The sequence below is a fragment of the Marinobacter sp. W-8 genome (genome assembly GCF_044342215.1).
GTDB classification, from domain to species: Bacteria; Pseudomonadota; Gammaproteobacteria; order Pseudomonadales; family Oleiphilaceae; genus Marinobacter; species Marinobacter nauticus.
Genome location: NZ_CP172297.1, coordinates 299,504 through 318,957, shown reverse-complemented (window position 1 = coordinate 318,957; position 19,454 = coordinate 299,504). Strand labels below are relative to the sequence as shown.

The 19,454-nt window shown below is 59.7% G+C and carries 18 protein-coding genes and 2 pseudogenes; 8 read left to right on the top strand and 12 right to left on the bottom strand.

Annotation, left to right across the window (positions count from 1 at the left end; all coding sequences use genetic code 11):
- Window positions 1–6: 6 nt before the first annotated feature.
- The 8 genes from ACF8YQ_RS01365 to ACF8YQ_RS01330 form a co-directional block, all read right to left on the bottom strand.
- Window positions 7–1,353 (bottom strand): MFS transporter, encoded by a 1,347-nt coding sequence (locus ACF8YQ_RS01365; protein ID WP_396622383.1) that lies wholly within the window; start codon window positions 1,351–1,353, stop codon window positions 7–9.
- Window positions 1,354–1,404: 51 nt separating this feature from the next.
- Window positions 1,405–2,184: a benzoate diol dehydrogenase BenD gene (benD, locus tag ACF8YQ_RS01360; RefSeq protein WP_396622382.1), complete on the bottom strand. Its 780-nt coding sequence runs from the start codon at window positions 2,182–2,184 to the stop codon at window positions 1,405–1,407.
- Entirely contained in the window at window positions 2,181–3,212 is a 1,032-nt protein-coding gene (gene benC / locus ACF8YQ_RS01355) for a benzoate 1,2-dioxygenase electron transfer component BenC (protein WP_396622381.1), read from the bottom strand. Before benC ends, benD begins: the two co-directional genes overlap by 4 nt.
- A gap of 20 nt (window positions 3,213–3,232) precedes the next feature.
- On the bottom strand, window positions 3,233–3,724 hold the full coding sequence (benB, locus tag ACF8YQ_RS01350; protein ID WP_396622380.1) for a benzoate 1,2-dioxygenase small subunit: 492 nt from the start codon (window positions 3,722–3,724) through the stop codon (window positions 3,233–3,235).
- Window positions 3,721–5,094 (bottom strand): Rieske 2Fe-2S domain-containing protein, encoded by a 1,374-nt coding sequence (locus tag ACF8YQ_RS01345; protein ID WP_396622379.1) that lies wholly within the window; start codon window positions 5,092–5,094, stop codon window positions 3,721–3,723. Before ACF8YQ_RS01345 ends, benB begins: the two co-directional genes overlap by 4 nt.
- Before the next feature lie 118 nt (window positions 5,095–5,212).
- A complete protein-coding gene (gene catA / locus ACF8YQ_RS01340) occupies window positions 5,213–6,154 on the bottom strand; it encodes a catechol 1,2-dioxygenase (RefSeq protein ID WP_273030694.1) in 942 nt (313 codons plus the stop codon).
- A gap of 71 nt (window positions 6,155–6,225) precedes the next feature.
- Window positions 6,226–6,516 carry a muconolactone Delta-isomerase gene (catC, locus tag ACF8YQ_RS01335; protein WP_396622378.1) on the bottom strand — a complete coding sequence of 97 codons (291 nt, stop codon included), beginning with the start codon at window positions 6,514–6,516 and terminating at the stop codon, window positions 6,226–6,228.
- 33 nt (window positions 6,517–6,549) lie between these two features.
- The gene (locus ACF8YQ_RS01330; protein WP_396622377.1) at window positions 6,550–7,671 is read right to left on the bottom strand and encodes a muconate/chloromuconate family cycloisomerase; all 1,122 of its coding nucleotides are present in this window, start codon (window positions 7,669–7,671) and stop codon (window positions 6,550–6,552) included.
- A gap of 106 nt (window positions 7,672–7,777) precedes the next feature.
- On the opposite strand from ACF8YQ_RS01330, the gene ACF8YQ_RS01325 reads away from it, so the two are divergent.
- A complete protein-coding gene (locus tag ACF8YQ_RS01325; RefSeq protein ID WP_396622376.1) occupies window positions 7,778–8,680 on the top strand; it encodes a LysR family transcriptional regulator in 903 nt (300 codons plus the stop codon).
- Here the strand turns inward: ACF8YQ_RS01325 and ACF8YQ_RS01320 are convergent, their stop codons facing one another.
- The gene (locus ACF8YQ_RS01320; protein ID WP_396622375.1) at window positions 8,681–9,460 is read right to left on the bottom strand and encodes an IclR family transcriptional regulator C-terminal domain-containing protein; all 780 of its coding nucleotides are present in this window, start codon (window positions 9,458–9,460) and stop codon (window positions 8,681–8,683) included. It abuts the gene before it with no gap.
- A 196-nt stretch (window positions 9,461–9,656) separates the two neighbouring features.
- Here ACF8YQ_RS01320 and ACF8YQ_RS01315 point away from each other — a divergent pair, with 196 nt between their 5' ends.
- From ACF8YQ_RS01315 to ACF8YQ_RS01300, 4 genes are read left to right on the top strand one after another with little or no spacing between them, the layout of a single operon-like run.
- Window positions 9,657–10,472: a CoA transferase subunit A gene (locus ACF8YQ_RS01315; protein WP_396622374.1), complete on the top strand. Its 816-nt coding sequence runs from the start codon at window positions 9,657–9,659 to the stop codon at window positions 10,470–10,472.
- Window positions 10,472–11,260 (top strand): CoA-transferase subunit beta, encoded by a 789-nt coding sequence (locus ACF8YQ_RS01310; RefSeq protein ID WP_396622373.1) that lies wholly within the window; start codon window positions 10,472–10,474, stop codon window positions 11,258–11,260. Before ACF8YQ_RS01315 ends, ACF8YQ_RS01310 begins: the two co-directional genes overlap by 1 nt.
- A gap of 8 nt (window positions 11,261–11,268) precedes the next feature.
- Window positions 11,269–12,471 (top strand): 3-oxoadipyl-CoA thiolase, encoded by a 1,203-nt coding sequence (gene pcaF, locus ACF8YQ_RS01305; RefSeq protein ID WP_396622372.1) that lies wholly within the window; start codon window positions 11,269–11,271, stop codon window positions 12,469–12,471.
- Between the two features lie 24 nt (window positions 12,472–12,495).
- Complete coding sequence (locus tag ACF8YQ_RS01300; RefSeq protein ID WP_396622371.1) at window positions 12,496–13,284, top strand: alpha/beta fold hydrolase; 789 nt, start codon at window positions 12,496–12,498, stop codon at window positions 13,282–13,284.
- A gap of 60 nt (window positions 13,285–13,344) precedes the next feature.
- Here the strand turns inward: ACF8YQ_RS01300 and ACF8YQ_RS01295 are convergent, their stop codons facing one another.
- The 3 genes and pseudogenes from ACF8YQ_RS01295 to ACF8YQ_RS01285 form a co-directional block, all read right to left on the bottom strand.
- Window positions 13,345–14,457, bottom strand: a complete 1,113-nt coding sequence (locus ACF8YQ_RS01295) for an S-(hydroxymethyl)glutathione dehydrogenase/class III alcohol dehydrogenase (protein ID WP_396622370.1) — start codon at window positions 14,455–14,457, stop codon at window positions 13,345–13,347.
- A gap of 87 nt (window positions 14,458–14,544) precedes the next feature.
- A pseudogene (locus ACF8YQ_RS01290) lies at window positions 14,545–14,925 on the bottom strand (methyl-accepting chemotaxis protein); the annotation flags it as partial.
- A 159-nt stretch (window positions 14,926–15,084) separates the two neighbouring features.
- Window positions 15,085–15,816 (bottom strand): annotated as a pseudogene (locus ACF8YQ_RS01285) (PAS domain-containing protein); the annotation flags it as partial.
- Between the two features lie 191 nt (window positions 15,817–16,007).
- Between ACF8YQ_RS01285 and ACF8YQ_RS01280 the strand changes: the two are divergent.
- From ACF8YQ_RS01280 to ACF8YQ_RS01270, 3 genes are read left to right on the top strand one after another with little or no spacing between them, the layout of a single operon-like run.
- Window positions 16,008–17,330, top strand: coding sequence for a DASH family cryptochrome (locus tag ACF8YQ_RS01280; RefSeq protein ID WP_396622369.1), 1,323 nt, complete (start codon window positions 16,008–16,010; stop codon window positions 17,328–17,330).
- Window positions 17,327–17,818 (top strand): DUF6231 family protein, encoded by a 492-nt coding sequence (locus ACF8YQ_RS01275; protein WP_014420234.1) that lies wholly within the window; start codon window positions 17,327–17,329, stop codon window positions 17,816–17,818. The genes ACF8YQ_RS01280 and ACF8YQ_RS01275 overlap by 4 nt, the downstream gene beginning before the upstream one ends.
- Window positions 17,809–19,452, top strand: coding sequence for a phytoene desaturase family protein (locus ACF8YQ_RS01270; protein ID WP_396622368.1), 1,644 nt, complete (start codon window positions 17,809–17,811; stop codon window positions 19,450–19,452). Before ACF8YQ_RS01275 ends, ACF8YQ_RS01270 begins: the two co-directional genes overlap by 10 nt.
- Window positions 19,453–19,454 lie beyond the last annotated feature (2 nt).

Sequence of the window (19,454 nt, the reverse complement as noted above, 5' to 3'; positions counted from 1 at the left end):
GATTCATCAGTTACTGGTTGCCAGGCTCACCTCTGCGTTCTCACGCTCCCGCGCCGGGCCAAATTGCCGGCCCACCAGGGCAATAGCGACGGTGGCAATGGCGCCGGGAATCGCCAGGGCCAGGAAATTCATATGGTGCGGCAAGGCCAGAGCCAGCAGCGTACCGCCAATCATGGGCCCGACAATGGCGCCATTACGGCCAATGCCCGATGCCCAGCCCAAGCCGGTGGAACGGATATTGGTTGGGTAGTACTGGGCCACATAGGCGTAGAGCAGGATCTGCGAGCCAATGGTCGTGGCACCGGCCACGCCCATCAAGGTATACAGGAACCACATCGGGCTCTCATAGCCGAGCATGACCAGCGACACCGAGGCCAGAATAAAGAAGCTGACCAGCACCGTGCGCAGGGACAATCGATCTGCCAGCCAGCCGCCGCCCACAGCGCCGAAGATCGCACCGATGTTCAACACCATCAGGAACATCAGGCTGGAGCTCAGCTCATAGCCGGCCAGAGACATCAGCTTTGGCAACCAGGAGCCCAGAGCATAGACCATCAGCAGGCAGCAGAAGAAGGCAATCCAGAACATTAAGGTGCTGAAGGCACGACCGCCCCGGAACAATTCCAGAACCGGCGCCTTGCTTTCTGTCGCAGCCGGCACGGTCAGGGTATCCATTTCGCTGATGTCGTGTACCGGTGCCACTTTCTGCAGGATGCTGCGAGCCTCCCCTTCACGCTTCTGTGCCATAAGAAAAGCCACGGATTCCGGCAGGAACTTCATCATCAGCGGCAACAGCAGCAGGGGCACCGCAGCGAGATAGAACATGATTTCCCAGCCAAAATTCGGCACGATCCAGATGCCCAGACCCGCCGACATCATGCCACCGACGGCATAACCGGAAAACATCAGTGCCACCAGGGTACTACGGCTCTTTTTAGGCGAGTACTCGCTCATCAGCGAGACCACATTGGGCATCACCCCGCCAATACCCAAACCGGCGATAAAACGCAGAATACCGAACTGCCAGGGCGTGGTGGCGAAGCCGTTAATGACGGTGGTGAGACTGAACAGCACCACACACATCAGGATGGTTTTCTTGCGCCCGAGCCGATCAGAGAGCATGCCAAAGCCCATGGCGCCGAACATCATCCCAAACAGGGCACTGCTGCCCAGCAGCCCGGCCACATAGGGGTTCAGGTTCCACTGCTCCATCAGTAGTGGCAGTACCACGCCGTAGATCACCAGGTCATAGCCATCAAAAATGATGATCAGGGTGCACCAGAACAACACCTTCCAGTGGAATCTGGTAAAGGTGGCGTTATCGATAACGTCGTTGACGTCTATATTTCTCATGGGTCTGTCACTCCATATCTTGTTTTTGTCGGAGGTTGGGTTGAATGCCCGTCAGCCGCAGTCGCCCCCGGCCACGGGCAGGATGGTTCCGGTGATATAGTTGGCAGCATCGGATGCCAGGAACAGGATCGGCTGCGCCTGCTCATCCAGGGTGCCGTAGCGGTGCATGAAGCTGCTGGCATTGGTCTGGTCAATCAGGGTCTGATACCAGACTTTTTCCTGTTCGCCCTGCGCCTCGGTGTTCCGTGGCGTCAGCCGGGGAGGTGCTTCGGTGCCACCCGGCGCGGTGGCGTTCACCCGGATGCCGTGCTCGGCATACTCAAACGCCAGGTTCACGGTCATGGCGTTCACCCCACCCTTGGCGGCGCCGTAGGGCACCCGCATCAGACCACGGGTGGCCACCGATGACACGTTCACGATGGCACCCCCTTTCTGCTCCACCATGTAGGGCAGAACGGCGCGGCAGCACCACAGGGTCGGGAACAACGAACGCTGGATTTCCTTCTGAATCTGCTCCGGCTGGTAATGCTCGAAGGGCTGAGCCCAAATGGTGCCACCGACGTTGTTGATCAGGATGTCGATGCGGCCATACTGCTCGTGGGCTTTGGCCATCACCCTTTCTGCGCCTTCCCAGGTTTCCAGGTTGGCCTGCACGGCCAGGGCATCGGCGCCCTGGTCGCGCAGCTCGGCAGCAACGCCCTGCACGTAGTCCGCGATGTCCACCAGTACCAGACGGGCACCTTCGTCGGCGGCCAGTTCGGCCACCCGCCGGCCAATGCCCTGGGCGGCCCCCGTCACTACCATCACCTTGTCGGTGAAGCGCGGGGTCATGCCACTTTCTCCTCAACGGCCGATACGCTGGGGGTGAACTTCTCGTAGTGGAACGAGTTGGGCTCAATTCCCTGTTCCCGGAAATAACCCAGCACCGCATCGACCATCGGAGGTGGCCCACACAGGTAAACGTCCACATCACCATCGTTGATGGGGGCGTCTTCCATGTGGTTGGTCACATAACCCTTGCGTGGGTGCATGCTTTCGTCGCTGGCCACCACGGTCTTGAAGGTGAAGTTGTCTATGGCTTCGGCAAATGCTTCCAAAGCTGCCAGTCCCACCAGGTCATCGTCGTTGGTGACGCCGTAGATCATGTGAGTGGGCTGCTCGCAGCCCTTTTCCTTCAGGCTTTCGAGCATGGCCAGGAACGGCGCCAGGCCCGTTCCACCCGCCAGCATCAGCACCGGGCGCTGGACCGGGCGCAGGTAGAACACGCCCATGGGGCCGGTCAGGGTCATCTTGTCACCGGTCTTGGCCTTACCCACCAGCCAGGAGCTCATCAAACCTCCCGGCACGTTGCGGATCAGGAAGCTCAGCTCGCGGCTGCCCGGGCGGGAGCTGAATGAGTAGGCCCGGGTTTCCTCGGTACCCGGCACCTGAATGTTCACATACTGGCCCGGCAGGAAGCCGATATCCGCATCTGCGGTGATCTTCAGCTCGATGGCGGTCGGGGAAATCAGGTTGACCTCGCCCACAGTACCGGTCACGGACTCGTTACCGGCCTTGCTGCACAGCGATGCAGCGGCCGGAATTTCCACCACACAGTCGCTGGAGGGCACCATCTGACAGGTCAGCACCATGCCCTGCTCGGCTTCCTCGTCAGACAGCGCCTCGTCGATGTACTCGTCGCCCATATCGAACTCGCCCTGGTGGCAGGAACCCTTGCAGGTTCCGCAGACACCGTCGGAACAGTCCATGGGCAGGTTGATCTGGGCCCGGTAGGCGGCGTCGAGTACAGTTTCACCTTCGTTGCAGGTGATCACACGGGTAACGCCGTCTTCAAAATTAAGCGCGATGTTGTAACTCATGATGATGCTCTCCCCATCAATTACAGGTGATAGATATCAATCACCTGATTGATGTAGTCGTTTTTCAGAACCACTTTCTTCCCGGTGATCAGCGGCTGTTCACCACTGCAGTCGAGGGTGTAGAAAGACACGCCGAAGAAGCTCTGGGTTTTGTGGTAGCGGTGGCTGTTGGTATGCCAGTTGAACCGGATTTTCACGGTGTCGCCGTCCCGCTCCAGGATTTCGAGGTTGCTGGTGAGGTGCACGGTGCGCGGTTCCGGAATGGAACTGGCGCCGGAACGCTCGGTTTTCAGTCGGTAGACGCGATCTTCCAGGCCGTTACGGTTCGGGTAGTAGATCAACGAGATCTCGGTCTGCGGGTCTTCGGTCAACTCGTCGTTGTCGTCCCACGCCGGCATCCAGTAGGTGGCATCTTCGTGGTAGCACTTCAGCCACTCATCCCACTGGCGGTCATCCAGCAAACGGGCTTCCCGGTAGATAAAGGCCTGGATCTGCTCGTATGACATGCTCATGCGGAAGCCTCCTCTGACAGCGAAATAAAGCGTGCGCGCTCGGTTTCAATGGCCTTGGTCATCTCCTCCACCCAGTGCTGGTGATGGGTGACGTAAAGACCTTCGTCTTCCGGTTTGGCGCCACTGAGAATCGGCTTCATATCGATGCGCTTGGCCCAGTCGTCGGCACCTTCGATCCAGTGCTGCGCACCACGGCTCATGTCATTCCACTTCACCCCCTTGGCGTAGTAACCCTCCTGACAGCCCCGGAATTCTTCCAGGTCGTCCGGGGTGCCCATGCCGGAGACGTTGAAGAAGTCTTCGTACTGGCGAATGCGCTTGGCACGGTTCTCGGCAGATTCACCCTTGGGCGCCCAGCAGTAGATGGTGATCTCGGTCTTGTTGACGTCGATCGGGCGCAGTACCCGGATCTGGGTGGAGAACTGGTCCATCACGTACACGTTCGGGTACAGGCACAGGTTTTTGGTGGTGCGCACGATAAAGTCAGCCTTCGCCTCACCCACTTCCTGTTCGAGGCGCTCCAGCTGGTTGTAGACCGGGCGCACTTCCGGATTGGTCAGGCGGGTCCACAGCATCATGTGGCCGTTGTCGAAGGAGTAGAAGCCGCCTTCGTTAGACCAGCTCTTGGCGTCCACCGCCTCGGTGCCACCCTTCTCATAGTTGCGCTGGCCCATGGTAGACAGGTAATTCCAGTGCACGGTGCTGACGTGGTAACCGTCGGCGCCGTTTTCGGCGGTCAGCTTCCAGTTACCCTCGTAGGTGTAGGTAGACGCGCCGCGCAGAATCTCCAGGCCTTCCGTCGCCTGGTCGACGATGGCATCCAGCACCTTGGTGGTTTCGCCCAGATACTCTTCCAGCGGCAGCACGTCGGCATTCAGGCTGCCAAACAGGAAGCCGCGATAGTTTTCAAACTTCGGCAGCTGTTTCAGGTCGTGGGAGCCGTCCACGTTGAAGCTGTCCGGGTAACCACCTTTCTTCTGATCCTTGGCCTTCAGCAGCTTGCCGTCGTTCTTGAAGGTCCAGCCGTGGAACGGGCAGGTGAAGGAGGTCTTGTTGCCGCGCTTTTTGCGGCACAGGGTGGCACCGCGGTGGGTACAGGTGTTCAGAATCGCCTTGAGCTCGCCATCCTTGGTCCGGGTGATGATCACCGGCTGACGACCCACCGTGGTGGTGTAGTAGTCGCCCGGATTCTCAATCTGGCTTTCATGAGCCAGGAAAATCCAGTTGCCTTCGAAGATGTGTTTCATCTCCAGCTCAAACAGCTCCTCGTCGGTGAAGATGCTGTGATCACAGCGGTAGTGGCCGGTGGTCGGGTCGGCTTCTACCGCCCCACGGATCTGCTTTTCAAGTCTGTCGAGTTGGCGAGTCATGTTCGTCACTCCCTCTTGTTGTTGTGACTACCGTTTTTTCGGGCGCGAGGGGCCCCGGTGCCGGCCCGCATGTGCGGGCCGGTCGGATCACAAAACGTGTCAATTAAAGGTTGATGGCTTAAGCGGCTTCGCCTTCCAGCGCACGCTTGCGCTCGTGGCGGTTCTGCAGCTCTGGCTTGTCGGTGGAGACCAGCTGGATGTTGAATTCCACTTTGGTGAACGGTTTGTTCAGGCCATACCCCTCGGCCTGCGCCGGGTCGTCAATGCGGTTGGCTTCGACTACCAGCTCTTCGCGGGTTGCGAAGGCAAAGTCGTCGTAGGTGTACTCGTCACCCGCCAGGTTGATCTGGGTGGTCAGGTGCTTGAAGCCGGACTTGGAGATAAAGAAGTGGATATGGGCCGGGCGGTTGCCATGGCGACCAAGCAGGTTCAGCAGCGCCTGGGTGGAACCTTCGGGCGGGCAACCGTAACCAGCCGGGATGATGGACCGGGCGGTGTAACGGCCGTTTTCGTCGGTGCGAATACGGCGGCGCAGGTTGTACTCGCTCTGGGACTGATCAAAGTAGGAGTAGTTGCCCATGGTGTTGGCGTGCCACACATCCACCACCGCATTCACCAGCGGATTACCATTCTCGTCCGTCACCTGGCCGGTCAGGATCATGGTCTCGGCATTGTCATCCGAGCCGTCGTCCATGCGGGTAAAACCTTCGCTCATGGGCGCACCGGCCACGTACAGCGGGCCTTCGATGGTGCGCGGCGTGCCGCCCGCCAGGCCGGCCTGCTCGTCTTCGGCATCCATCCGGATGTCCAGGTACTTGTCCATACCCAGGCCCGGGGCCAGCAGGGCCGCTTCGCCGTTCTTGCCCAGGTCGCCAACGTAGTACACGGCCTGCCAGAACTCTTCCGGAGTCACATCGAAGTCTTCGATCAGCTGGAAAACATCGTGCATGAAACGGTGAACAATCTTCTTCACCCGCTCGTTTCCACCGTCCTGGTTGAAGCCGGCTACTTTCTCCAGCAGGTCCTTCACATCGGCTGTTTGCATGGTCTTAACGGTCATGGTGGTTCTCCTCAGTACTGTTGTTCTTGTTGCTCAAATCAGGTCATCAGATGGCAACGGTGTGTTTGCGTTCAGCGATCATCCTCATGGATCGAAGACGGGTGCCGGCACAGCGGCGCGACGGTAATGTCCATATAGGGAAACAAAGGCAGGTTGCTGATCAGATCCTGCAGTTCGGCGTTGTCAGCCACATCAAAAATGCTGACGTTGGCGTAGCTGCCGGCCACCCGCCACAGGTGGCGCCACTTGCCCTGCTGCTGCAGGTCCTGGGCGTAGGCTTTCTCCCGGGCCTTGATGTCTGCGGCGACTTCCGCGGGCATGTCGTGGGGAATATTCACCTTCATTTCGACTTTGAACAGCATGTGCATTCCTCCGTTTACTGAATCTTTGTCGGCTCAGGCCTTGCGGCGATACCGGGCCAGCTTGTCTTCATCGATTTCGATGCCGAGGCCCGGGCCCTGCGGCAGGTCAACGCCGTTGTTATGGAAATGCAGCGGATTGGCCACGATGTCGTCTTTCATCAACAGCGGGCCGAACATCTCGGTGCCCCAGTGCAGGGTTTCCAGGGTCGACCAGGCATGCAGAGAAGCGGCGGTGCCGATGGTGCCTTCCAGCAGGGTGCCGCCGTACAGACCAATACCGGCAGCCTGGGCCACCGCGGCCTGTTTCAGTGCCTGCACCGGTCCACCGGCCTTGGCGATTTTCATGGCCACGGCACCGGAGAAACCGGCAGCGGCCAGGTTGTAAAGATCTTTGGCATCGGCCACGGCCTCGTCGGCCAGAATGGGCAGATGGAATTTTTCGGACAGGCGCACCAGCGCAGCGTGATCCTTCATGGGCGTTGGCTGCTCCACCAGATCGATACCAGCCGCCTGCAATTCGGCCATGCCTTTAGCGGCCGTCGCTTCGTCCCAGGCCTGATTGACATCCACGCGGACACTGGCGCTGTCACCCACGGCTTCTTTAATCGCCGCCACATGACGCACGTCTTCCATCACCGGGCGGGAACCGATCTTGAGTTTGAAGTCACAATGGCGACGGGTTTCGATCAGGCCCAGGGCCTCTTCGATATCTTTGGCAGTATTGCCACTGGCCAGGGTCCAGAGCACCGGAATGTGCTGGTGCAGGGCACCGCCCAGCAGGTCCGACACCGGGCGATTCAAACGTTTGCCCTGAAGGTCCAGCAGGGCGGTCTCGATGGCAGACTTGGCCAGGTTGTTGCCACGGGTTGAGCGGTCTAACATTACCCTGAGGGTATTGATGTTGTCGGCAGGCTGATTAATCAGTTGCGGTTTGAAATAGGTATCAATGGTAAGCTTTACGCTTTCGGGGCTTTCCGGGCCATAGGCCAGGCCACCGATGGTGGTCGCCTCACCGAGGCCTTCCAGGCCATCAGAATCCTTCACGCGCACAATCACCATGGTCTGAACCCCCATGGTTGTCATGGATAGCTTGTGCGGGCGAATGGTCGGGATATCGACCAGGATCGCTTCGATGGACTGAATAGTGGCTGACATGGCTGCTCCGAATCGCAAGGTAAAAATCCTGTGATTCGAACAGTACGAAGTTTCACCAGCGTGAACCAATATTGATTAAGTAATAACCGATACCCTGGAGGTATGGATGGAGCTGAGACACTTGCGCTACTTCGTCGCAGTGGCCGACGCCGGCAACCTGACCCGCGCTGCCGAAAAACTGTTTATTGCCCAGCCGCCCCTGACCCGGGCCATCAAGCAGCTGGAAGAAGAAGTGGGCGTGGAGTTGTTCGTTCGCAAGCCCCGGGGGCTGGAGCTGACCACCGGGGGTGAATACTTTCTGGAACAGGCCAAGCAGGTGCTGGACAAGGTCAGCGCCACCATCGAAGACACCCGCAGGATTGCGCAGCATCGGAAAACCCTGTTCTCCATCGGCTTCGTTCCCTCGGTGTTCTACGGCCAGCTGCCGCTGATGGTGCGCCGGCTGCGGCAGAACAAGAACCTGGAAATCGTGCTGCACGAACTGAAAACCCGGGAGCAGGTGGAAGCCCTGAAAGCCGGCAAGATCGATATCGGCTTTGGCCGCCTGCGGATTGAAGATCCGGACGTGGAACAGGAGAACCTGTTTGACGAACCAATGATCGCGGCCGTCCCCGCAAACCATCCGCTCACCCGTCATCCACCTTCGATGAAAGAACTCTCAGAGGTGCCCATGATCACCTTTCCAGCGGGTGCCGGGCCGAACTTTTCGGACATTACCCAGGGCCTGTTTCACCGCCGCGGCCTGAGAGTGAATGTGATTCAGCAGGTCAATGATGTGCAGACAGCGCTATCCCTGGTGGCCTCTGACATGGGCTTCACCCTGGTGCCAGAGCAGGTGCGCCGCCTGCAGCGGGAAGGCGTGGATTACATGCCGCTGGAAGACGACAACATCACCACGCCGGTGATCGCTTCCCGCCGGCGTGGCGAAAACCCGAACGCAGTCATGCGCCTGACCAACACCATCCTGGCGGAACTGGTGGAGAATCGGCTGACCGGTCGTTACCCGTGATCAGCGAGCCGTCTGCCGAACCTTGTCGGCAACCGCCTGCAGCCGGGGCAAATAAGTATAGAGCAGGGTATCCATATCGACGCGAGCCGCGTTGGTACTGATATTCAGCGCACCCAACAGCTCTCCGCTGCCGCTGAACACCGGCACCGCCACCGATCTCAGGCCCAGATCCAGCTCCTGGTCCACCATGGCATAGCCCTGTTCGCGTACCTTGCCGATTTCTTCACGCAACGCGTTCGTGTCCGTCAGCGAAGACGCGGTGTAGCGTTCGAGCCTGACCCGTTCAAGACAGGCTTCAAGCTCCGGTTGCGGTAACTGCGCCAGCAATACCCGCCCCATCGAGGTATAGGCTGCCGGCAGCCGGGTACCGACCGACAATGTAATCGCCATCAGCCGGTGACGGGCGGCGGAACGTACGACATACACCACATCATCGCCATCCAGCACCGCCAGGGAAGACGACTCTCCCAGCTCCGCCGTGATGTCTTCCAGGTACTGCTGGATCACCGCCCGGTACTGATTGGAGGCCTGATAGGCATAACCCAGCTGCAGCACCCGAGGCGTCAACTCGAACTGACGGCCGCTACGCTTCACAAATCCCAGAGCGTGGAGGGTCAGCAAAAACCGTCTGGCCTTGGCGCGATCCATATCCGTGCGGGCCGCCACTTCGCTCAGGGTCATTCTGGGGTGGTCGGCGTCAAATGCCTGCAGCACCTCCAACCCCGAGGCCAGCGCTCCAACATAATCCCGGTCCCCCGGCTTCAGTATCGATTCGTCCATTCCGGCTCCTTCGCCCTGCAAAGCTCGATATCCGAGCATGGTAACAGCTGGTTCGCACTCCGAACATCCGTGCATTTTTGCCAACTGGTGAAAATTTGTACTTGACGACCCAAAACCAATCGCGCCATCATGTTCGCATATTAAACTTATATTCGTATTACGAACTAATCACAGAAGTGACACAGGAGGCACTGCGATGGCCGAGTTTCTTCCCCTCAAGGAAGCGGTGAGCAAATACATCAACAACGGTGACACCGTGGCGATGGAAGGCTTCACTCACCTGATCCCGTTTGCTGCGGGCCACGAAATCATCCGCCAGGAAAAGCGGGATCTGACTCTGATCCGGATGACCCCGGATCTGGTCTACGACCAGTTGATCGGCGCTGGCTGCGCGAAAAAACTGATTTTCTCCTGGGGCGGCAACCCCGGCGTGGGCTCCCTGCACCGCCTGCGGGATGCCGTGGAGAAAGGCTGGCCGAACAAGCTGGAAATCCTTGAGCATAGTCATGCCGCCATGGCCAACGCCTATGAAGCCGGTGCTGCCGGCCTGCCACTGGCGATCCTGCGCGGCTATGTCGGCAGCGACCTGCCCAAGGTGAATGACCAGATCAAATTCATCGACTGCCCGTTCACCGGCGAGCGCCTGGCGGCCGTGCCTTCCATTCGCCCAGATGTTGCGGTGATCCACGCCCAGCGGGCCGACCGCAAGGGCAACGTGCTGATTGAAGGCATTGTCGGCATCCAGAAAGAAGTGGTGCTGGCGGCCAAGCGCAGCATCGTCACCGTCGAGGAAATCGTGGATGATCTGGGCGCTTCGGTGAACGCCTGCGTGCTGCCGTCCTGGGCGGTTACCGCCATTGCCGAGGCTCCGAAAGGCGCCAAGCCTTCCTATGCCCTGGGCTACTACGACCGTGACAACGCCTTCTACAAGGACTGGGACGGCATTGCCCGTGATCGCGATGCTTTCCAGGCCTGGCTGAAAGACAACGTTTTCGAGAAAGGAGCTGCGTGATGAGCCTTGAATTTACCTCTTCCGAAATGATGAGTGTCACGGCAGCCCGGGCGCTGACCAACGACATGACCTGCTTTGTAGGTATCGGTCTGCCCAGCGAGGCCGCCAACCTGGCGCGCCTGACCCACGCCCCGGATGTCACCCTGATCTACGAATCCGGCACCCTGCAGACCAAGCCCGATGTACTACCGCTGTCTATTGGCGACGGCGAGCTGTGCGAATCGGCCCTGACCACCGTTTCCGTGCCGGAAATGTTCCGCTACTGGCTGCAGGGCGGCCACATCAGCGTCGGCTTCCTGGGCACTGCCCAGATCGACCGCTTCGCCAACCTGAACACCACCCTGATCGGCGACTACCGCGAACCGAAAGTCCGCCTGCCCGGCGGTGGCGGAGCCCCGGAAATTGCCACTAACGCCAGGGAAGTGTTCATTACCGTGAAGCACTCCCGGCGCACCTTCGTAAAGGACGTGGACTTTGTAACCACCGTTGGCTTCGGCCGTGACGGCAAGGCCCGGGACAACGTACCGAATATCGGCCGTGGCCCCACGGTGGTCATTACCGACCTGTGCATCCTCAAGCCGGATCCGGAGACCAAGGAACTGGTGGTGACTTCCCTGCACCCGAACGTGACCCGGGAAGACGTGATCGAGGCCACCGGCTGGGACATCCGTTTTGCCGACCAGCTGGAAACCACACCGGCACCGACCGCCGAAGAACTGGACGTACTGCGGGACCTGAAAGCCCGCACCAATGCCCACCACTCTTCAACTCAATCTGGCCAACAGTGAGGTCCACCATGACTGATGTATTTCTCTGCCATCCCCGCCGTTCGGCCATCGGCCGCTTCGGCGGCACCCTGGCCAGCGTGCGCCCGGATGACCTGGCGGCGCATATCTTCAAGGCCGTGCTGGAGCAGGCTCCGGAACTGGACCCCGCCGCCATCGACGAAGTGATGATGGGTAGCGCCAACCAGGCGGGAGAAGATAACCGTAACGTGGCACGCATGTCGGCGTTGCTGGCCGGCTTGCCCACCTCCGTGCCCGGCACCACCCTCAACCGGCTGTGCGGCTCCGGCATGGACGCTGTGGGCACCGCCTTCCGCGCCATCCGCGCCGGTGAAATGAATCTGGTGCTGGCCGGTGGCGTGGAGTCCATGTCTCGCGCCCCGTATGTGATGGGCAAAGCCGACAGTGCCTTCTCACGGGGCCAGAAGATCGAGGACACCACCATCGGCTGGCGCTTTGTGAACCCGCTGATGAAAAAGCAGTACGGTATCGACTCCATGCCGGAAACGGCGGAGAACGTCGCCGAACAGTTCAACATTTCCCGGGAAGACCAGGATCTGTTCGCCTTCCGTTCACAGCAGAAAACCGCCCGAGCACAGCAGGAAGGCGTCTTCGCCGAAGAGATCGTGCCGGTGTCCATCCCGCGCCGCAAGCAAGACCCGCTGGTGTTCGACACCGACGAACATCCCCGCGCCAGCACCTTGGAGAAACTCGCGGCCCTTCCCGCTCCGTTCCGTGAGAACGGCAGCGTGACTGCGGGTAACGCTTCCGGTGTTAACGACGGTGCCGCCGCGATGCTTGTGGCCAGCGAAGCCGCAGTCAAACAGCACGGTCTCAAGCCCATGGCAAAAATCCTGGGCATGGCCACGGCAGGTGTGGAACCGCGCATCATGGGCATTGGCCCGGTGCCGGCGGTTCATAAGCTGCTGGAGAAACAAAGCATCAGCATCGACGACATCGATGTGATTGAACTGAACGAAGCCTTTGCCGCCCAGGGCCTGGCCGTGCTGCGTGAGCTGAGCATTGCCGATGACGATCCCCGGGTAAACCCGAACGGCGGTGCCATCGCCCTTGGCCATCCGCTGGGTATGTCTGGTGCACGCCTGCTGCAGACTGCTGCCCACCAGCTGCAGCGCACCGGTGGTCGCTATGCCCTGTGCACCATGTGTGTGGGTGTGGGTCAGGGTATTGCTACACTGATCGAACGGGTCTGACCGGGCCCGGCTTGAGGAGAAAACATGGCATTTCTGAATTACAACAATCGCACCATTTGCTATCGCCTGCTCGGTCATTGCGAAAAGCCATTGTTGGTGCTGGCGCACCCTCTGGGCATGACCCAGAGGGTGTGGGACGACATGCTCCCGACACTGCTGGAGCGTTTCCGCGTACTGACCTGGGATCTGCCGGGCCATGGCGCCAGCGCTGCCTGGCCGCAATCCGCCGGCGACATCACCCCGGAAGACCTGGCTCAGGAAGCCCTGGTTCTGGCAAAAGAGGCGGGCAGCACCCGTTTTCATTTTGCCGGCACATCCATAGGCGGCGTTATCGGCCAGCAGCTGGTTGCCGAGCACACTGACCGGCTGATTTCCGCGGTTCTCACCAACACCGGCGCCATCATCGGCACACCGGAAGCCTGGGGACAACGCGCTGCCAATGTTCGGGAGAAAGGCCTGGCAGCCATGGCCGGAGAGATCGTGCCCCGCTGGTTCGGAACGAACGCCAGCCGGGAACAGCCGGCGCTGCTGGACGGCTGGAAAGTCATCATGGGGCGGGGCGACGCCAACAGCTATGCCCTGTTGTGCGAGATGCTGGGTAAAGCCGATTTCCGGGCGAAGCTACAGGGCCACAAGGTCCCGTTACTGCTGATTGGTGGCTCAGAGGATATGGCAACACCGCCAGAGTCCCTGAAGGCACTGGCACAGTTCAGCGGCGCGTCGGATCCCGTTATTCTGGATGGGATCGGGCACGTACCTTCCATTGAATGCCCTCTGACTCTGGCCTCACAACTCCTGCAAGGCCTGGATTAACCGGGGGCGGGCGAACGCCCTCTCCCCGGGAACTCTGGTTCACTTCTGTTCCATGCCAGGTCAGAAGTGAATCACCGACCGGATGCTCTTGCCCTCGTGCATCAAGTCAAACGCCTTGTTGATGTCTTCCAGCTTCATTTCGTGGGTGATAAACACATCCAGCGGGATTTCGCCTTTCTCGGCTTTTTCCACGTAGGATGGCAGCTCGGTACGGCCCTTCACGCCGCCAAAGGCGGAACCACGCCATACCCGGCCGGTCACCAGCTGGAACGGGCGGGTGCTGATTTCTTCGCCGGCACCGGCCACGCCGATGATGGTGCTTTCACCCCATCCCTTGTGACAGGCTTCCAGCGCCGCACGCATCAGCTTCACGTTGCCCACACACTCGAAGGTATAGTCGGCACCGCCGTCGGTCATCTCGATGATGACTTCCTGGAGCGGTTTGTCGTAGTCGTTGGGGTTAACCACATCGGTAGCACCCAACTGCTTGGCAATGTCGAACTTGCCGGGGTTGATATCGATCGCAATGATGCGCCCGGCCTTGGCCATGGTCGCGCCGATGATGGCCGCCAGGCCGATGCCGCCCAGGCCAAAGATGGCTACCGTAGCGCCTTCTTCAACCTTGGCCGTGTTCAATACCGCCCCAATGCCGGTGGTAACGCCGCAACCGAGCAGGCACACCTTGTCCAGGGGCGCCTCCTTGGGAATCTTGGCCAGGGAGATTTCCGGCAGCACGGTGTATTCAGAGAAGGTGGAACAGCCCATGTAGTGATACAGCGGCTGGCCCTTGTAGGAAAAGCGCGAGGTGCCATCGGGCATCACACCCTTGCCCTGGGTTTCACGCACGGCGCCACACAGGTTGGTCTTGCCAGAGGTGCAGAATTTGCACTTGCCGCATTCGGCGGTATACAGCGGGATCACGTGGTCACCCACTTCCAGGCCGGTTACGCCCGGGCCCACGGCCTCAACAATGCCGCCGCCCTCGTGGCCGAGAATGGTCGGAAACAGGCCTTCGGGGTCGGCGCCGGACAGAGTGTAGGCATCGGTATGGCACACGCCTGTGGCCACGATCTTCACCAGTACTTCGCCTTCTTTGGGCTGCGCCACATCCACTTCCACAATTTCCAGCGGTTTGTTGGCCTCAAACGCCACAGCTGCGCGGGACTTGATCACGTTCACTCTCCTGTCGTCCGGTTCGGTCGGCCAGCGCCGACATTGATACTGTTCACAACTCTAGCACGGCTCAGAGCCGTCCGGGCTTTAGCGTCCTATGTCATCAATAGCGGCCAGTACCGCTCTGGCGCCATCGCGGATTTCGGCGATCACCGCCTCGGCATCCTCGGATTGCCGGCGACCTTCCACCGCCACATCCAGAACCTCGGCAATCTGGGTTTCCACGCCACCAGACAGCTCCAGAATGGTGTGAATCACATCGGCAATTTCATCGGTGGCGGTGCCTGTTCTGGCCGCCAGCTTTCGCACTTCGTCGGCCACCACGGCAAAGCCGCGGCCATGCTCTCCGGCCCGGGCGGCCTCAATGGCCGCATTCAAGGCCAACAGGTTGGTCTGATCCGCGACGCCGGCAATGGTATCGACCATTTTCTCGATGCTTTGCGACCGCTCATTCAGGTCGGCAATCAGGGCCCGGGCTTTATCCACGCCCGCTTCAATGCGTTCGGCGGTGGTTTTCGACTGTCGAAGCGCCTCATCCGCCTTGCCGATGATGTTGGCGGTCTGGGTGGCAGTGGATGACGCCACCGCTGCCGCATCCTGGGTCTGCAGTGCCTTTTCCACCCGTTCGGTGATGTCACTGGCAAACTTGATCACTTTAATGACACGACCACCCTCGTCCATTATCGGGTTGTAGCTGGCTTCCAGCCACAGGTCGCTGCCATCTTGGCGCAGGCGGTGAAAACGGCCACTGCGGAACTGGCCATTGGCAAGGCCCTTCCAGAAATCGGGATTATCCCGGTAAAAGCCCGGATCACAGAACATCCGGTGGTGTTTGCCCTCAACCTGGCTCAAACGGTAGCCGGTCGCGGCAAGGAAATTGGCATTGGCGGTAATGATGGTGCCGTCCGGCTCGAACTCGATAATCGCCATGGAGCGATCGACGGATTCAAAGACTGCTTGTTGGTCCCGAAGGCGCTCCTGCTTTTTGGTGACATCCGAGGCAATTTTCATGATCCGCTGCACTCGGCCATCGTCCCCATACACCGGGAAGTAGGTTGCCTCCAGCCAGAGTTTGCCGCCATCCTTGCGCCGGCGCGGGAAGGTATCGGTCTGTGCCTGGCCAGCCCGGAGCGCATCCCAGAACTTCCGGTACTCGGCCGAGTTTGCCACTTCACGATCACAGAACAGGCTATGGTGCTTCCCCACCACCTCATCCCGGTGGTAGCCCACCACGTCAAGGAACAGATCGTTTACATCCACGATCAGCCCATCGGTGGTAAATTCAATCGTCGCCACCGCGTGGCGGATAGCGCTGTACACAGCCTGGCACTGGCTGGCTCGGGCCTGGCAGTCGGCCATGTCTTGCTTTTGCTTTCGGGTCAGGAACATCGTCGTTTTACTCTTACATTGATCGGTAACCACTGACATCCTGTTCCGTGGGTAGCGTTATATCGGCGCCCCGAGGTATTCCTGCATTGAGTTTTCAGATCCTTTTCGAATCAGCAGGCGTACCACTAAACGGTTTACTATCTATCGGCGAGGTGTATACGTTGCATACCCTTTACTGGTTTACCCGCGACCTTCGATTACACGACAACCCGGCCTTGCTGGCCGCAGCCCGTTCAGACATGTTGTTGTGTGTCTTTGTCGTAGACCCGCGCTGGTTTACCGGTGACCGGTTTCAGTGCCGTGCACTGGGTGATCATCGTTGGCGCTTCCTGTGGCAAAGTCTGATGGCACTGGAACGGAGCCTGCGGCCCCTGGGGCAACGACTTCATATCGCCTGGGGCGAACCGGAAGTCGTTCTGCCGGCGCTGGTCCGTGAGCACGGCGTGCAGCGTTTGATTCGCTCACGTTTACCGGGCACCGAAGAAGCCGGGCAGTGGCAGGCCCTCAAAACCCGATTGCCGGAGGTGACGTTTCAGCAGTTTGAAACCCGGGGCATGTTCACGGAAGGCCAGCTTCCCATGGAACTGGCAGAGCTGCCCGATACCTTCTCGCAATTCCGCAAGCAGGTGGAGAAAGCTGAGCAACCGGACTATACCCTCAGGATCCGCACCGTCAGCGCCCTGCCACCGCCCCCGGGATTCCCCGAAGATAACCGGGGCCAGTGCCCGCCGATACCGGAACCGATACATCGGTCACCATTCACCGGCGGTGAGGAAGCCGGCCTGGCACAGCTGCAAGCCTTCGTATTCGGACAACATCGCATTGCCGACTACAAGGAAACCCGCAATGCGCTGGACGACTGGGACTCATCCTCCAAGTTCTCCCCCTGGCTGGCGAACGGCTGCCTGTCAGTGCGGGAGGTGGTCGCCGCCATCGAACAATACGAACGTCAGCACACCCGTAACGATTCGACCTACTGGCTCTGGTTTGAGCTGCTCTGGCGCGAGTATTTCTACTGGTATGCCCTTAAACACGGGGGGCGGTTGTTTAGCCGTGATGGCGTGCAACGTAAACGCCGCCCGGTGACCTTCTATGGCCATCGATTCAAGGCCTGGTGCGAGGGCAATACCCAGTATCCGATAGTCAACGCGGCCATGAATCAGTTACGGGAAACCGGCTACATCAGCAATCGCGCACGCCAACTGGTGGCCAGCTGCCTGATCAATGAACTGGAACTGGACTGGCGTTACGGTGCTGCCTGGTTCGAACAGCAACTGGTGGATTACGACGTGGCCAGTAACTACGGAAACTGGCAGTATCTGGCCGGCGTCGGCGCCGATCCCCGCGGGCTTCGGCAGTTCAATCTGGACAAGCAGGCGCAACAGTACGATCCTGACGGAGCCTTCGTGCATCGTTGGCAGGGGGAGGCTCAGCAACCAGTGGGCCTGCATACCGTAGACGCAGCAGACTGGCCGATATCATGACAACACCTGTTAGCCAACCAGAGAGAGTACTGGCCCGGATTCTGGATACCAGCCAGCCAGACATCCTTCTGTATTGTGGCGACACCGCCAGCCGGGTCAGCGAGGTGTGGCACGGGCAACGGGAAGCCGTTCGCTTGCTGACGCTGGACACCGCGGACCCGAACGCCCGACTGCCACTGGATTCCGTGCCCGACCTGGCCATTATCACCGACACCCTGGAACATCTCCCCTACGAAGAAGGGGCGCTTTTACTGGGACAATTACGCAACTATGGCACCCATCAGATTGCGGTATTGGTGCCCCAAACCACAGACTGGGGCTTTACCGACTTCATCGCCCTGGGCTTTCAGCGTCATGCCGATATCGAAAGCGAGAACGGCGCACTCACGCTCTATACCTACAATCTGGATACTTACAATCATAAACGGGCCTGGAACAATCCCGATAACTGGGCCAATCCGGAAATGTGGGGAAAAGCGTGGTGGTAGATACAAATTCGAAATCCTTGAAGCCCAGTACAATCCGAATCGGTGCCCGTTACCGCGCGAGCCGGCTCGATGGGCCCTATGATGCGGTAGTGATCGGCTCCGGTATCGGCGGTCTGACCACCGCCGCCTGCCTGTCCAAAGCCGGCTACAAAGTACTGGTGTTGGAACAGCATTACACCGCCGGTGGCTACACCCACAGCTACGCCCGTAATGGCTACGAGTGGGATGTGGGCGTGCACTACATCGGCGACATGGGCGCGCGCCACACCCTCGGCCGCCGGCTGTTCGATTACATTACCGACGGCAAGCTCGAATGGGCGCCGATGGACGAGAACTACGACCGGTTCTTTCTGGGCGACAAAGTGGTCAACCTCAGGGCCGGCAAGGAAGGCCTGAGACACTCGCTACTGGCGTCCTTCCCGGACGAAGAAGAGGCCATCGACCGTTACCTGGCTCTGCTCGGCAAAGTGGCCGATGGCATGCAGTGGTATACCCTGTCCAAGCTGTCGCCCGCTCTGGCAGGCCCACTGGTCTCCAGGGGGCTGAAGACGGTGCTGCCGGACTGCTTCAACCGCACCACCTATGACGTATTGCGGGAACTGACCGATAACGAGGAGCTGATTGGCGCCATTACCGGCCAGTGGGGCGATTGTGGGGTAACCCCGAAACAGTCGAGCTTCATGGTGCACGCGCTCATTGCCAAACATTACCTGTACGGCGGTTTCTACCCCGTAGGCGGTGCCTCAGAAATTGCCAAAACCATCATCCCGGTGATTCAGTCCGGCGGTGGTGACGTGCTCACCTACGCCGACGTGAAAGAGATCCTGGTCGAAAAGGGCAAAGCCGTGGGTGTGCGCATGGCCGATGGCCATGATATCCGGTCACCGCTGGTGATCAGCAACGCCGGTGTGATCAATACGTTCGAACGACTGTTACCCGAGTCTGTCGCAGACAGCATTGGCTATCCCGGCAACCGGGAACACATCAAACCCTCAATGCCCCATATCGGTCTGTATATAGGCCTGAAAGGCACACCCGACCAGCTCGGCTTGCCGCGCACCAACTTCTGGATTTACCCGAGCGCCGACCACGATGGCAACGTGGAGCAATTCCTGAAAGATCCCCGGAACACCTCTTTCCCGGTAGTCTACATCTCGTTCCCGGCAGCCAAAGACCCGGATTACCAGAACCGCTGGCCCGGAACCTCCACCATCGAGATTGTGGCGCCAACCACCTGGGAAATGTTCGAGCCGTGGCAGGGCTCCACCTGGGGCAAACGGGGCGAGGATTATGAGGCTCTGAAGGCTCGGATCACCGAGCAGCTTCTGGAAGTCATGTACGAAAAACTGCCCCAGCTTCGAGGTAAAGTCGACTATGTGGAAACCTCCACACCACTGTCGACCGCCTGGTTCTGCCGCTATGAGCAGGGTGAGCTGTACGGGCTGGACCACACGCCAGAACGTTTCGAGCAACGCTGGCTGAGGCCGAAAACCGACATCCCCGGACTGTACCTGACCGGGCAGGATATTCTTACCTGTGGCGTGGTCGGGGCAATGATCGGCGGGCTGGTTACAACCCTGGCCGTTCGCGGCCTGAAAGGCGCGGGGTTGGCCAAGCGCATTTTCGTGGGTTAAGC

What these genes read in the sequence shown, in the direction of transcription:
- ACF8YQ_RS01365 (WP_396622383.1), bottom strand. Translation starts at nt 1,353, where the DNA reads ATGAGAAATATAGACGTCAACGACGTTATCGATAACGCCACCTTTACC.
- benD (WP_396622382.1), bottom strand. Translation starts at nt 2,184, where the DNA reads ATGACCCCGCGCTTCACCGACAAGGTGATGGTAGTGACGGGGGCCGCC.
- benC (WP_396622381.1), bottom strand. Translation starts at nt 3,212, where the DNA reads ATGAGTTACAACATCGCGCTTAATTTTGAAGACGGCGTTACCCGTGTG.
- benB (WP_396622380.1), bottom strand. Translation starts at nt 3,724, where the DNA reads ATGAGCATGTCATACGAGCAGATCCAGGCCTTTATCTACCGGGAAGCC.
- ACF8YQ_RS01345 (WP_396622379.1), bottom strand. Translation starts at nt 5,094, where the DNA reads ATGACTCGCCAACTCGACAGACTTGAAAAGCAGATCCGTGGGGCGGTA.
- catA (WP_273030694.1), bottom strand. Translation starts at nt 6,154, where the DNA reads ATGACCGTTAAGACCATGCAAACAGCCGATGTGAAGGACCTGCTGGAG.
- catC (WP_396622378.1), bottom strand. Translation starts at nt 6,516, where the DNA reads ATGCTGTTCAAAGTCGAAATGAAGGTGAATATTCCCCACGACATGCCC.
- ACF8YQ_RS01330 (WP_396622377.1), bottom strand. Translation starts at nt 7,671, where the DNA reads ATGTCAGCCACTATTCAGTCCATCGAAGCGATCCTGGTCGATATCCCG.
- ACF8YQ_RS01325 (WP_396622376.1), top strand. Translation starts at nt 7,778, where the DNA reads ATGGAGCTGAGACACTTGCGCTACTTCGTCGCAGTGGCCGACGCCGGC.
- ACF8YQ_RS01320 (WP_396622375.1), bottom strand. Translation starts at nt 9,460, where the DNA reads ATGGACGAATCGATACTGAAGCCGGGGGACCGGGATTATGTTGGAGCG.
- ACF8YQ_RS01315 (WP_396622374.1), top strand. Translation starts at nt 9,657, where the DNA reads ATGGCCGAGTTTCTTCCCCTCAAGGAAGCGGTGAGCAAATACATCAAC.
- ACF8YQ_RS01310 (WP_396622373.1), top strand. Translation starts at nt 10,472, where the DNA reads ATGAGCCTTGAATTTACCTCTTCCGAAATGATGAGTGTCACGGCAGCC.
- pcaF (WP_396622372.1), top strand. Translation starts at nt 11,269, where the DNA reads ATGACTGATGTATTTCTCTGCCATCCCCGCCGTTCGGCCATCGGCCGC.
- ACF8YQ_RS01300 (WP_396622371.1), top strand. Translation starts at nt 12,496, where the DNA reads ATGGCATTTCTGAATTACAACAATCGCACCATTTGCTATCGCCTGCTC.
- ACF8YQ_RS01275 (WP_014420234.1), top strand. Translation starts at nt 17,327, where the DNA reads ATGACAACACCTGTTAGCCAACCAGAGAGAGTACTGGCCCGGATTCTG.